Source organism: Calditrichota bacterium, from assembly GCA_013152715.1.
Classification (GTDB): Bacteria; Zhuqueibacterota; Zhuqueibacteria; order Thermofontimicrobiales; family Thermofontimicrobiaceae; genus 4484-87.
This window is the reverse complement of record JAADFU010000117.1, coordinates 1-13557: the sequence shown is the minus strand read 5'-3', so window position 1 is coordinate 13557 and position 13557 is coordinate 1. Positions and strand designations below refer to the sequence as shown.

At 41.6% G+C, this 13557-nt stretch carries 10 protein-coding genes and 1 pseudogene; 8 read left to right on the top strand and 3 right to left on the bottom strand.

Annotation, left to right across the window (positions count from 1 at the left end):
• Positions 1-74: 74 nt before the first annotated feature.
• From GXO74_09310 to GXO74_09275, 8 genes and pseudogenes are all read left to right on the top strand, one after another.
• Positions 75-1331 carry a glycosyltransferase gene (locus GXO74_09310; GenBank protein ID NOZ61866.1) on the top strand — a complete coding sequence of 419 codons (1257 nt, stop codon included), beginning with the start codon at positions 75-77 and terminating at the stop codon, positions 1329-1331.
• A 577-nt stretch (positions 1332-1908) separates the two neighbouring features.
• A pseudogene (locus GXO74_09305) lies at positions 1909-4082 on the top strand (RNA-binding transcriptional accessory protein).
• Between the two features lie 9 nt (positions 4083-4091).
• Entirely contained in the window at positions 4092-4400 is a 309-nt protein-coding gene (locus tag GXO74_09300) for a hypothetical protein (protein ID NOZ61865.1), read from the top strand.
• A gap of 163 nt (positions 4401-4563) precedes the next feature.
• Complete coding sequence (locus tag GXO74_09295) at positions 4564-4965, top strand: BlaI/MecI/CopY family transcriptional regulator (GenBank protein NOZ61864.1); 402 nt, start codon at positions 4564-4566, stop codon at positions 4963-4965.
• A complete protein-coding gene (locus GXO74_09290) occupies positions 4940-7348 on the top strand; it encodes a TonB family protein (protein ID NOZ61863.1) in 2409 nt (802 codons plus the stop codon). The genes GXO74_09295 and GXO74_09290 overlap by 26 nt, the downstream gene beginning before the upstream one ends.
• Positions 7349-7389: 41 nt before the next feature.
• Positions 7390-8673, top strand: coding sequence for a tetratricopeptide repeat protein (locus tag GXO74_09285; protein NOZ61862.1), 1284 nt, complete (start codon positions 7390-7392; stop codon positions 8671-8673).
• Between the two features lie 162 nt (positions 8674-8835).
• Positions 8836-9228, top strand: coding sequence for a HEPN domain-containing protein (locus GXO74_09280; protein NOZ61861.1), 393 nt, complete (start codon positions 8836-8838; stop codon positions 9226-9228).
• Positions 9204-9521: a nucleotidyltransferase domain-containing protein gene (locus GXO74_09275; protein NOZ61860.1), complete on the top strand. Its 318-nt coding sequence runs from the start codon at positions 9204-9206 to the stop codon at positions 9519-9521. Before GXO74_09280 ends, GXO74_09275 begins: the two co-directional genes overlap by 25 nt.
• A 151-nt stretch (positions 9522-9672) precedes the next feature.
• On the opposite strand, the gene GXO74_09270 is transcribed toward GXO74_09275, so the two are convergent.
• The 3 genes from GXO74_09270 to GXO74_09260 form a co-directional block, all read right to left on the bottom strand.
• Positions 9673-10689: a hypothetical protein gene (locus GXO74_09270; GenBank protein NOZ61859.1), complete on the bottom strand. Its 1017-nt coding sequence runs from the start codon at positions 10687-10689 to the stop codon at positions 9673-9675.
• A gap of 304 nt (positions 10690-10993) precedes the next feature.
• Positions 10994-11776, bottom strand: coding sequence for an ABC transporter ATP-binding protein (locus GXO74_09265; protein ID NOZ61858.1), 783 nt, complete (start codon positions 11774-11776; stop codon positions 10994-10996).
• 5 nt (positions 11777-11781) lie between these two features.
• Positions 11782-13413, bottom strand: coding sequence for a hypothetical protein (locus GXO74_09260; GenBank protein NOZ61857.1), 1632 nt, complete (start codon positions 13411-13413; stop codon positions 11782-11784).
• Between the last annotated feature and the right edge of the window lie 144 nt (positions 13414-13557).

Below are 13557 nucleotides of genomic sequence, written 5' to 3'. Positions count from 1 at the left end.
TACACGTTGAATGATACTGATGGAAATAGTATGTTCAGGGATGAAATTAAGAATAAAATTTTAAAGGAGCGAATATGGCGATGATATTAGACAATACCAGTGAGCATCAATACAAAAATATTGACATTTCACAATATAAGGATTTCATAAACGTTGGTGAATTACGTGAATTAGCGGCTAAATTGAAAAACAGAAAAATATTGCATATCAACGCCACTGCAAAAGGGGGAGGAGTAGCTGCAATTTTACAACGAATGATTCCGTTGTTAAATTCGCTTGGTTTTATCAATCACTGGTTTGTCCCTGATATTTCAGATGTAAATTTTTTTACTGTCACTAAAAAACACCATAACATGTTTCAAGGATTAAAAGTAAAACTTACTGATGGCGAAAAAAAATTGTATTGGAATGTCCAAAAGCAGGTGGCTGAAAAAATTAATAGTTGGGATGATTATGATATCATTTTTCTGCACGACACGCAGTACCTGGGATTGGTCGAATTTCTGCCTAAACGAGAGGGGCAGAAATACATCTACCGCTGTCACATTGATACAACTACTGCTGTTGATGACATTAAGGATTTCTTTTTGCCCGTAATCGAAAAGTGTGATGCTGCAGTTTATCATATTAAAGATTTTATTTTGAGCGAAAAAATAGAAAATTTTGTTATGCCACCTTCAACAGATCCACTCGAACCTAAAAATCAGATCGAATTAATTACAGAAGAAGATAAAATTAGTGCTATTAAAAGATTTAATCTGGATTTTAATCGCCCAATATTGACGCAAGTCGGACGGTTTGATCCGGCAAAGGGTTTTGACAGGGTGCATCGCATTTATAAAAATGTAAAAAAAGAAATGCCTGATGTGCAACTCTTATTAACAGGAGCGGGTGCCGCTGATGATCCGGAATTTAATGTTTTTATTAAAGGAATCAAAGAATTAGTTACCAACGACAAAGACGCCGTCGCGGAAGAAATTCCTTTTAATGTTCGACTTTTAAATGCAATCCAGCAAGCGTCAACTATAATATACGCAATGTCCACTAAAGAAGGTTTTGGGCTTGTTGCGTCGGAGGCCGCCATTAAAAAAAAGCCGATTATTGTTTCCGACGTTGGCGGACTGCCGCAGCAGGTAATACACGGCAAAACCGGTTATATTGTCAAAGATGAATTAGAAGCAGCGCAGTACACTCTTACGCTATTAAAAGATAAAAAATTAAGAGATGATTTTGGAAATGAAGCACGAAAATATGTTTTATCTAAATTTATTACACCCATCGACGCCAAAAATCAAATTAATTTGTTCATCAGTACCTTGAATTTGCAGTAATTATTTTTTCCCTCATCAATGAAGTCTAACACGGAAAATTTTCCGCTTGATTTTTTCTCTAAAGCAGAACAAGTAATATGCTCTGGTTCGTTTGAAAAGCGATTTCTGCTCCCTGGAGAATTTCTTCAATGCAATTGATCAGTCGTTTCCTTTTGCTGACCACTCGTATTTCTTACTCCCGAAGCTATTTCCCTTGATAGCCGCGCGAACTAAATGTGTCATAGCGGATAAGTTCATAACATATTAGGCAAATGAGTCATTCAAGGGTCATATTGTTGAAAATCTTCGCCAAAACCGTGAAATCAAGTCGATTTTGCCCAAGCGCTAGGCAGTTGCCGATTCCATGTTGTCAATTCGAGTAAAGAAAAGGCATTTTTCCCGAGTTTTCAATTTAATATTTCAAGATGAACTTTTTCGGTTCATCTCCGGATTTTGAAAGTCAACGCGGATGAATTTATTGGCAGCCGTTTTTTTATTTTGTCAAATAAGAAAAACTGTTGCAAGTTTGGAAAAAATTTTTATATTTGAGTCGAAACAAGTTGAGCATCGGAAATTTATTAGCAGGGGAATTTCGGGAATGAGCGAAGAAAAGCATTTTCAGAAAATTGCAGCGGAATTGAATTTGAAAGTCTGGCAGGTGCACAAAACTGTGGAACTGCTCGATAGCGAAAACACGGTGCCGTTCATCTCACGATACCGCAAAGAAGCAACCGGGAATTTGGACGAAGAACAGATTCGGGATATTGAAGAGCGGATTCGTTCATTACGCGTTCTCGATGCGCGTAAAGAGACAGTGCTCAATTCCATTGAGAAACAGGGGAAGTTGACGCCTGAGCTGAAAGAAAAAATTCTGGCGGCGGAAAAATTGCAGGAAGTGGAAGACCTGTATTTGCCGTACAAGCCTAAGCGGCGCACGCGGGCCACAATTGCCAAAGAGAAAGGCCTGACGCCACTTGCCGAGAAAATGCTGGCGCTGGCGACCGACATCGAGGATCTTAGCTCGTTCGTGGGTTCCTTTGTTGACGAGGAAAAAGGTGTCAATTCCGAGGAAGAAGCGCTGGCCGGCGGGAGGGACATTTGCGCCGAGGCAATTTCTGACAATGCTGATGTGAGAAAGGTGATTCGAGAAATTTTCCAAAAATCAGGTGCTCTGCATTCTGAGGCAAAAGTACTTGAAGAATACGGGAACTATGAAGTTTACGCTGATTTTTCGCACTCTGTGAAGACCATTCAGCCACATCAGGTGTTGGCGATTAATCGCGGTGAGAGAGAAGGATTTTTGAAAGTGGAAGTTGAGGTGCCGGAGAGTGAATGCGTTGCGGAAATTGAGAAAATGTACCTCACCAATGAAGATTCTCCGTTTTACGAGCATTTGAAAATGGCAATTACCGACTCTTATAATCGACTCATCTCACCTTCGATTGAAAGGGAAATCCGGAGCAATTTGACGGAAAAAGCTGATGAACATGCCATAGAAATTTTTGCTAAAAATTTGCGCAATCTGCTGCTGCAGCCGCCTATCCGTGGCGTGACGATTATCGGCGTTGATCCGGGATTTCGTACGGGCTGTAAAGCCGCAGTGATCGATGCGACCGGGAAATTCTTGGAAGGCGTGACTATTTATCCGCATCCGCCACAGAATCGTTGGGACGAGGCAAGAGATAGCCTGCTGAAATTGGTTGAGAAATACAATGCCCAGATAATCAGCATCGGCAACGGCACCGCCTCGCGCGAGACAGAGACTTTAGCCCTTGCCGTAATTGAGCGTTTTGACGGCGATTTGTCGTACATTATTGTGAGTGAAGCCGGTGCTTCGGTGTATTCCGCGTCGAAACTGGCGCGCGAGGAATTTCCCGAGCTGGATGTTTCCATGCGCGGCGCCATTTCCATCGCGCGGCGACTGCTGGATCCGTTGTCCGAATTGGTAAAAATTGATCCCAAATCCATCGGCGTGGGTCTGTACCAGCACGACGTGAATCAGGCGCGTCTCAGCCAGGCGCTGGATCAGGTTGTGGAATCTGCGGTGAATTTCGTGGGCGTGAATCTGAATACCGCTTCCAAGGCATTGCTGCAATACGTAGCTGGAATTAACAGCCGACTGGCGGACAATATTGTATTGTGAAAAAACGTGATGCGCAGGGGAAGTTTGAAAGCCGTGATCAATTGAAAGACGTAAGGGGCATGGGAGAAAATTCATTCACTCAGTGCGCCGGATTTCTTCGCATTCCTGACGCGGAAAATTTTTTCGACATGACCGCCGTCCACCCTGAATCGTACGAAGCCGCGCAAGGATTGTTGACGGAACTGGAATTGGACAGCGCAACTGTTCGCGGCAGCGGCGAGCTCATCGAAAAACGCATGCGGGAGAAGAAAATGACGGTGCAGCAAATGGCAGAATCGTGCGGCGTCGGAGCTCTTACTATGGAAGATATTATCGACAGTCTGGCGAAACCGAACCGGGATCCGCGCGACGAACTTCCCAAACCGATTTTCCGCCGCGATGTGCTCAAAATGGAAGATTTGAAGGAAGGCATGATTTTGACAGGCACGGTGCGCAACGTGGTGGATTTTGGCGCTTTTGTGGATATTGGCATTAAAAACGACGGCCTGGTTCACAAAAGCAAACTCGCCAAAAAATACGTGAAAAATCCCATTGATGTCGTCAGTGTCGGGCAAAATGTGAAAGTGAAAGTTATTTCCGTCGATCCGGAAAGGGGAAGAATTTCGCTGAGCATGGTGATTGACGAGTAGCTTCTTTTAGTGAAAAAAACTGTAGAATTGGGTTTGAATGCCAGGTATTTTATTGATGCCTGGTATTATTTCAAAAAAAATAAAAAATTTGAATGTCCCCCCAAAAATATCAAATTTAATCGGCGCTATCAATTTAAAAATCAAGTAATTAACTCTGTAAAACGAAATGAAAATATTCAACCCGCCAAGGCGGGTTGTCATGTTCGTGAATTAAACTCTCTACAAATGTGGAATCCCTTCGGGATTCGTGGCATGAATTTTCGTTGTGTTAGAGAACACCGCAGGTGTTCGACCTTTGTAGAAGAAGAAAAGAAATAAAAGAATCATCAATCCCGAAGGGATTGAACATTTTAATTTAGAAATTTCCCAAGTTTTGGGGACAGTCAGTTAAAAAAATAAAAAAAGACTTGACATCGCTAATTTTTTTTAGTATATTCTACTACAAACGTAGTAATAAAACTTAACGTGTCGGAGACTAAAAATGAAGAAAAAAACAATCACAGAATTTGAGTGGCTTATCATGCGGTTGCTGTGGGAAAAAGGCGTGCTTTCAGTGAAAGAGGTCTGGCAGACTCTATTTCCCGGCGGCGAACGCGCTTACACGACAATTCAGACGATCATGGATCGCATGGTGAAAAAGCGATTGTTGCAAAAAAAGAAAATCGGTTTGGTGAATTTTTACAGACCGCGCATTGATGAAAGCACGTTGAAACAGGAGGCGACGCAGAAATTTGTGAATATTACCTTCAATGGCTCCTTTGGCAGCATGGCGGCGTTTTTGCTTAGTCAGGGAGATTTCAGCCACAAAGAACTTGAGGAAATTAAAAAATTGATTGATCAAAAAGAGGGTGAGATCAATGAATCAGGTAGTCTCTCTCGTTGAAAATTTTTCCGATGAATGGTTCAGATTTATCGTCAGTTCCTCGGTGCAATTGGCGATTTTTCTGAGCGTCATTGGAATTGTTACTTTTATTTTCCGAAAAAAGTCGGCGATATTTTTATATTTTCTCTGGCTCGTAGGCCTATTTCGCGTGATTTTGCCGCCTGATTTCAACTTTTTTTTCAGGTATGCAGTTGTCAGTCCGAATTTCATTCCCACAATTCAGATTCAGGAAATCGTTTTGATGCCGACGAGCGCGCCGGGGGAGCAATTGAGCATGCAAGGTTACCTTTTTCTTTTCTGGCTCACAGGAGTAATTATTTTTACAGTCTATTGGCTCTTCAATTACGTGCGGTTTCGACGCGTGATCCGGCACGATGTAACTACTTTTTCTCTTCCGGAAGATGTGAAAAAAATAATTAAAAATCACCGCGTGCAAGTTTTGACAGGTCCCTTTATCGCCACGCCATTTGTGAGAGGTATTTTTCATTCTAAAATTTATTTGCCGGAAAATGCAAGCCACTGGCCTGAACAGGAATTGAAGGCAATCTTGTATCATGAACTGGCACACATCCATTGCAAAGATTTATTTCTGATTATTTTTCAAAATGCAGTGCAAATGATTTACTTTTTTCATCCCCTGGTGTGGCTGGCGAACATGCAGATTTTTCGCTATCGAGAGAAGGCGCGCGACGATCTGGCGATTGAGAAAATGGGCGGAAACGCGCTGGCGTACGGCAAGTATTTGCTCACTTCCATGGACAATGCCATGGAATGGCAGCCGATGTATTCGACGAGCCATTATTTTTTGCAGTCAAAATCTTTTCTGTACCAGAGATTTGAATACATTTTAAAGCGAAAGGAGAAAATCATGAACCGTCTGACTCATTTGCAAAAAGGGGTGCTGGTCGGATGTTTGATTGTGGGGTTGGCGCTGACTGCTTTTCAGTCAGACATTCGGTCGCAGACTGAAAACAGCCGGCAGCAAAAGGAAAATGTTCAAGTTCAGAATCCGGAAAATTTCCAGGAAGTGAAGCAGGAAATTATTAATGGTCGCAAAGTTGTTTTTGCGGCATTTGACAAAGCGCCGGAGCCTGAAGGCGGGTTTGGGGTTATTCAGGAAAATCTCGTTTATCCCGAAGCTGCCAGAAAAGCGGGCAAAGAAGGAAAGGTGCTTGTTTACACGCAGATTGGCGCAGACGGCAAAATTATCGATGCTTTTGTCGGACATTCAACCGTCCGCGATGAAAGTTGTGATGCTGCTGCTCTGCAAGCGGTAAAAAGCATGGTCTGGAATCCGGCACTGAAAGAAGGGAAGCCCATCGCTGTTTGGATTATTGTGCCGGTAAACTTTAAAATCTACAAGCCGGACGAGCAAAAGCCGGCTCGAACTGAAAAAGGTCAAATTTCGTCGCCGCTTCCTCCAAAAGAATTGCCTCCTCCGCCGCCTCCTGCTCCCAAACCTCCACAGACCGTAGAGGAAGGTGTGGTATTTGTTCCCTACGACGAAGCGCCGAGGCCGATTGGTGGGTTTGCGGCAATTCAGAAGAATTTGCAATACCCAGAAATAGCCAGAAAAGCATGTATCGAAGGTACTGTTGTCATTTATGCTAAAATTAGCAAGGATGGCGCTGTTGAAGAGACAAAAATTGTAAAGTCGCTCGGCAAAAATAATGGTCTCGATGAAGCGGCTGTGGCAGCGGTCAAAAAAACAAAATGGAAACCGGCGAAACAAAAAGACAAAAGTGTCGGAGTCTGGGTTTCTGTACCCGTCAAATTCAAGCTTGCAAATGAAAAAAAAGGAACCACCTCTGATATGAAAGAAGTGGAACAGAAATTACAAAAGATTGAACAGGATTTAGCGCAAAAAGAGAAATTGCTGCAAGCCCAGGAAGATAAGAAGACAGCTAAAGAATTAAAGAAAATTAAAGAAGATTTACAAACAATTCAAGAAAAGTTGAAAGAGAAAAATAAAGAACTGCAAAAGCTGAATGAAAAAATGGAAAAGGTGACAGAGGAAAAATCTATAACCGTTTCCAGTAAACCAAGCGGAGAAACGCCCTCTGTCCTGAGATCTGACGAAGAAATAATTTTTGTGCCTTATGATAAACCGCCTGCTCCTGAAGGAGGCTTTAAAGCAATTCAGAGGAATCTAATTTATCCTGAATTAGCGCGAAAAAACAAAATCGAAGGCACTGTGATTTTGTATGTGCAAATTACAGAAAAAGGAGAGGTTGGTAAAGTGCACGTCCAAAAGCCGCTCGATGCCAATTGCAATCAAGCAGCAATCGATGCCGTAAAAAGGGTGAAATGGAAACCGGCAAAACAAAAAGGAAAACCAGTCGCTGTCTGGGTATCGGTGCCGATTATATTCAAGTTGAAATAGAAGCCGAGTAGAAAAAGGGAAAAGTACAGGGCAGAAATTGTATGAAGAGAGTTATTCATTACGGAATAGTATTCTGCATTTTTGCGATGATGGCGCCTGATCTGGCGGCGCAGACCAACTCTCTGGAACCGTTTTTCAAATATTTTTTCAATAATCAGTATGACAGCGCGCGTGCGGAAATTAAGCGGCAGATTGCGGCTGACTCTTCCGCGGCGTCGCTTTATTTTTATCAGGGAAAAACTTGCCTGGCGATGCACGATTACGACGCGGCGCTCCATGCCTTCCGTCAGGCCGTGCGCAAAGGCTATCCCGCCGCAAAAGCTTTTCGTTACATCGGGCAAATTTTTGAAGAACAGGGAAGGCTGGCAGATGCCATCGACGCCTATCGTGCGGCGCAAAATTTGAGTCCGAAACTTCCGTCCTTGTCGCTCAAAATGGCTTCACTTTATTTCAAAAGAAAAAATTATCGCGCTACGATTGCTCTGGGACGGCAGATTCTCAAACAGGATACCACGCAAATGCAGGCCTTCTATTTAATCGGCAGGTCGCATTTGCAGCGTGCAGAAAACGACAGCGCGCTTGCCATCGCTATACGCGCAGTGTCACTGGATAGCAATTCTGTGCCAAATTTGTTGAATTTAGGTGTTGCGCTATTTAGAAAAGAAAAGTTTGATTCATCAACAACAGTTCTGCAGCGAATTTTGGAAATTAGCCCTCGTTCCGATGAAGCGAAATTTTATCTGGCGAAAAATTTAGCGGAACAAGATGATTTGGTGGCAGCGGTCAGACATCTCGAAGATTGTGTGCGTCTTGGGGGAGTTTACCGGCTGAAAGCGATGAAATTGCTGGCGCAATATTTTTATGAAATGAAGCAATTGGATGAGTCTATGAAATGGGCGCGCAAATATTTGGGGGAAAAGCCCGAAGAAGGGGTAATTCACTACTATCTGGCGCGGGCGCTTTCTGACAGAGGCGAATCTGACGAAGCGGAAAAGGAATTTGACAAAGCCAGGCGTTTCGCGGGAGAGGATTTCGTCAAGATGATTTATTTCTATCGGGGACTGAACTTTTACCAGAACGGCAGCGATGGCAAAGCCATCCCCTGGTACAAAAAAGCGATCGCCATCGATCCCAAATTCAGTTACGCCTATTACAATCTGGCGCTGGTTTATGACCGCTATTACGAAGACAAAAATCCGGCGATTCGATATTATGAAAAATTTATTGAACTGGCGAAAAAGGACGAAACTGTGCCGCCGATGATAATTGCGGCGGCGAAAGAGAGAGTGGGGCAATTACGGGAGAAGCGGTTTTTTAGGAAATAATTGTTTGGGCATAAAATAAACGAAGATAGAAGTTGATATTTTTTCCTAAAATTGTAAACTTATGCTCGATGATATTTTTCTTGACATTCGTTAATTTTTATAGTATAATATAAGCGTCAGTGTTTAGTATGTTGGGGATTTTATTAAGAAAACAGTAGAAAAATGAATATTGACGAACACATAAAATATTGGCTTGAAAGCGCGGAGCATGACTTAGACGTTTCAGATAGTCTTTTCAAATCGGAAAAATATGATTGGTCTCTTTTTGTCGGACATCTTGTGCTTGAAAAAGCATTAAAAGCAATTTTTGTAAAAACTCATAACAATAGGATGCCTCCTAAAATTCATAATTTGTTGAAGCTGGCGAGGCTATCTGATTTAGACCTTTATGATAGACAGGAACTGTTGTTTGCGGAAATAAATGAATTTAATATTGCAACAAGGTATCCTGACTATAAATCTAATTTTTATAAAAAGTGCACACGTTCCTTTGCCGAAAAATATTTGAAGTTAATAAAGGAGCAATACAAGTGGCTCAAATCCCAACTAATATAAAAAGTATAATACAAAAATTGCTATTGGCATTGCAAGAGAATAATATTCCTGTAAAACGAGCAATTTTATTTGGAAGTTACGCTCGAGGAAATTTTAGTGAATGGAGCGATATCGATTTGGTTATTGTATCAGACGTTTTTGTGGGTGAGCGCTTTGATGACAAGAAAAAACTAATACCGATTACTTTAAAGATAAGTTATGATTTAGATGTTTTGCCTTTCAATACAAAAGATTTTACTGAAGAGGATCCATTCGTCAAAGAAATTTTAGAGACCGGGGTGCGGATTGTTTAATAGAAATTATTAAGAGCGAAAAAATAGCACACGGATTATACTGATTTACGCGGATTTTCATCCGCAGAAACTTGTCAAATCTGCGTGCATCCGTGAGCCATAATGAAAAAGGGATCGCAATCACGATCCCTTTTTCATTAGGTGCTTTCTATTACGGTCTCACTTTTCTCCACTGTCCCTGGAAAAATCCGTGCTGATCGTCGTCTTGTTTGATAACCCATTTGCCTTTCAGGGTGCCGATGGTAGTCAGAGATTTGTTTACCCAGCGGCCTGCCATCCAGCCCTTAGTCTGTGAATTTTCCGCGTAACCCCAGCGTCCGCTCAAAAGACCGCCAAATCTGCCGTTCAAATCGATGTATTTCCCGTGGAAAACATTAGCGCCGAAGCTGTTTGTTCCCCAGATGCCGCGGAGATAACCCACACGCGTACCCAGTCTGTTAATCCAGCGGCCTACAAAAATACCGCCGCGCTCGCTTTTACGCACCCAGCGTCCGTCGAAAAATCCGCCGCCCAGCGGGATGACTTTTTTGGAATGAGAGACAATGGCGACCTGATTGCCGGGAGTGCCAACATCTTCCAGAATGGCCAGGGAATCAAGTTCGCTGAAAGAAAATGTGCGATTGTACAGCGGCATGGAAATTGTCAGTTCGCCGGGAGTGTCTGTAGTGTCCGTGTCCAGAATAATCAGGGTAATGCCGTCGAAATGGACTTTTGTCTGAGAAACCCATTCCAGCACTTTCACGTCTGAACGCGGCAGAACGAGATGATCGTTTTGCTCAAAGCGAATGACTCTCGTAACGCCCAAAATGCCTTTGTTAACGGTAGCGCTGCCGCTCCAATCAACAATTTCTGTAGCGGTGGAATCAAACTCGTGCAAGCCCCAGGTGATGCGAATGAAATAGGCGTTTACCGAATCCAGTTTTGCGGCGAATGCCGGATCGGTTGCCACCGGATCATCGGCGGCGACGTCATCGCCAAAGTCTTCGATGATTTCCGCGTCGCCAAACCCGGGCGCCTCGTCTCCAGTGGAATAACCGCCGTAAGGCTGATCCAATGGGTTTACTTCCTCATCCTGCGGCGCTGTCGGTGAATCTTTGGAACAGCCGCCCAAAAATAGCAGCGACAAGATCGCCAGAGACATCAGTGTGAGTAATGCGATTCGTTTCATGGTGGTTCTCCTTAATTTTGTTAAAGGTTTTCTGGTTTGTGCCTTATCAAATTCGCTCGGGGAAAATGCAACTATGGAGCCAGAAATTGGCATGTTTCTTAAATTGATTAATAACAAGAGAATAAGCACAGTTGTTTTGGGTTGAATAAAATTTTTGATGTACCTGATTAAACAATCAGCGGGTTAAAATGTACGAAGGGGTACATTTCGGAAGATATGAGATGGAGTTTTCGAAGAAAATTTTTGCAATAATATTTTTGAATGCCAAATCAGTGTTTATCCGTGAAAATCCGTGGCAAAAATATTATCCCTTTTTTATCCACGACAAATATTTCGTCTCTTTCTCCTGGGAGACCAAATCCAAAAACAGTTCTTCCAGACCGGAATATTTTTCGTTGCTCATTCTGCTTTTAATTCGATTTCTGATTTGTTCTGTGGGACTCTGGAGAATTAATTCACCGTTGTGAATGATGGCGATTTCCTTGCACAGTTTTTCAACCAGATCCAAATTGTGGGAGGTCAAAAAAATCGTTGTCCCGTTTTGCACCATTAATTTCAAATTATCCTGAATGATTTTTGAAGAAATTGGGTCTAATCCTTCAAAAGGCTCATCTAAAAAAATTAGTTCCGGATCGTGAATGATGGCGCACATCAGGGCTAATTTTTTCTTCATTCCTTTGGAATATTCACGGACAAATTTATTGCGTTGATTTTGCAGGTCAAAAACGTCAAAAAGCTCATTCGTCCTGGATTTAATCGCTTGCCTGTCCAGTCCATAAACTCGAGCCGTGAAATAGAGCTGTTCCTCTGCTTTTAACTGTTCAAATAATGAGAGGTCTTCGGGAACAACGCCGACGCTCTTTTTTATTTCAATGTTATTTTCTTCAAAATCCAGACCGAATATTTTTATTTTTCCCGAACTCGGAGGCGTGATTCCGGTCAGCATGTTGACCGTTGTCGTCTTTCCGGCGCCGTTCGGTCCCACAAAACCGAAAAAGGTGGCTTTATTTATTTTTAAATTGAGATTGTTCACAGCTTTCTTCAGATTGTAATTTTTGGTCAGACCGAGCGTTTCGATGATTTCCATAAAATTTATCCTGAAATTTTTTTGATGAAATATTCCTGATTTTCAGCTAATTTTTCAGAAAACTTTGGCAGCGAAATGAAATAAAAACTAATCGCCAGAAGAAACAAAAAAGCGTAACTTGTCAGCAGCAAAATGGTCGATTTGTGAAATAAAATAAAAAAGCCTATCGCCGGAGCCAGAATTGCTATGAGCCAACCGAAAGAAAGCCCAATATTTGTATTACTTCGTCCAAATATGGAATTAAATTTTAGATCTGGGGGATTTTGGATGACGATTTTGTTGATAACGACGAGATAGCTGAATATTACGTAGCCGCTTATGAGAATTGTGGATAATAGGGAAACAGGAGCAATTGCCGGATGCCAAAAAACAAATGCTCCGACCGCTAATATAATCTGAAATGAAAATACGAATAGAAAAACAGAAATGTTTTTTGAAAAAAGTATGTCTTTGAATGAAATGGGAGCAAAAAAGTAGCTTGCCATTGCTTTTTCATCGTAAGAAAAAACATACGTGCTATCTAACAACAAAATGAGCGCAGGATAAATGAGCCAAATCAAAAGCATAAGGTTGTTGGATCCATGCCGAAGAATCGTGCTGCTACTCAAATAATAAACCATCAGCAAAACGCCAATGATGCAGAATACAATCATTCTCGGGCTGCGCAGCAGATAAGTGAATTCTTTTGCAATGAAAATAGCTTTTTCTTTGAATAAGGGAGATAACAAATTATCCGTCAGCATCAGGCGCCGGCTTCTGGCAGCCTTTTTTTCGCTTTCTACCGAAGTTTCAGAAAGTGATTTTATAAAAAAGAAATATCCGGCAGCAAAAAAAACGATAAGATAGCTAATGAGCAAAATGAAAGACTCCAGGACTGAAACAAGGCCATCATGAAAATTCAAATGCAAAAATCCCTCTGCAACAGCGCCGAAAGGTGAAAAAATCAAATGAGAATTGTAAAAAAATTCGGATAACTGCTGGCTGCTTTGGCTCAAATTTTTGTTAATTAATACCATTGGCAGCGCTACGATGAAAAAAAGAAGAAAGAATAACAATACCGAGAAGATATTTTTCAATCGGCTGTTTTGGCTGAAGTTAAATAAGAAATTCAAAAAGTAAATCAAAAATCGACCCAGTACACCCATGAGGAGAATAAATAAAAAAATGAATGCCGCATTACCCAAGAGTGCCCAAAAGCTAAACGCAGAATTGATTCCAATGACCAGGGCGGAAAGGAAAATGAGAAGTATCAGGCTCCAGATATCAGCAAAAGAGGCTGACAATTCAGAAAAATAAAACGAAAAAGGAGAAATGGGAAGATAAGATATTTTTCTGAATGTAAATTGGCCGCTTAAATTTGTGCCAACAATGACAATGTAAAAAATAGCTGTCATACCCCAAAAGAGCAGAATTGCGAATAAAATACCAGTGACGATATTTTTATTCCCTGAAGTGAGTAGAAAAAAGATTGTTCCGATAATGCCTTCTTTTATAAGAACAAAGGTGAGCAGAGACAGAAATGAAAGCACGGCAATGAGTTGGGGAAGCCAGACTCTTAGTCTGGATTTGGTAAATAAAAGTCGTTTGAATAATTGATAGCGAAGATAGATAATTGTGGAGAAAGCGTTCGTCGTCATAATTTCTCATGAGTAAATGAATTGATTTTAAAATAAGGAAAAAGTTTGAAATGGATATAGAAATTTCAGCGCGGCAAGCTGCAAAGTCAAACACTGAATTTCACTAAAAAAAATTTTCAACTGGTCATTCTTTTTAGTTTTGCC

Excerpts from the sequence above, each read along its gene's own strand:
- GXO74_09260 (NOZ61857.1), bottom strand. The coding sequence starts at position 13,413 with ATGACGACGAACGCTTTCTCCACAATTATCTATCTTCGCTATCAATTA.
- GXO74_09285 (NOZ61862.1), top strand. The coding sequence starts at position 7,390 with ATGAAGAGAGTTATTCATTACGGAATAGTATTCTGCATTTTTGCGATG.
- GXO74_09270 (NOZ61859.1), bottom strand. The coding sequence starts at position 10,689 with ATGAAACGAATCGCATTACTCACACTGATGTCTCTGGCGATCTTGTCG.
- GXO74_09290 (NOZ61863.1), top strand. The coding sequence starts at position 4,940 with ATGAATCAGGTAGTCTCTCTCGTTGAAAATTTTTCCGATGAATGGTTC.
- GXO74_09280 (NOZ61861.1), top strand. The coding sequence starts at position 8,836 with ATGAATATTGACGAACACATAAAATATTGGCTTGAAAGCGCGGAGCAT.
- GXO74_09295 (NOZ61864.1), top strand. The coding sequence starts at position 4,564 with ATGAAGAAAAAAACAATCACAGAATTTGAGTGGCTTATCATGCGGTTG.
- GXO74_09265 (NOZ61858.1), bottom strand. The coding sequence starts at position 11,776 with ATGGAAATCATCGAAACGCTCGGTCTGACCAAAAATTACAATCTGAAG.
- GXO74_09310 (NOZ61866.1), top strand. The coding sequence starts at position 75 with ATGGCGATGATATTAGACAATACCAGTGAGCATCAATACAAAAATATT.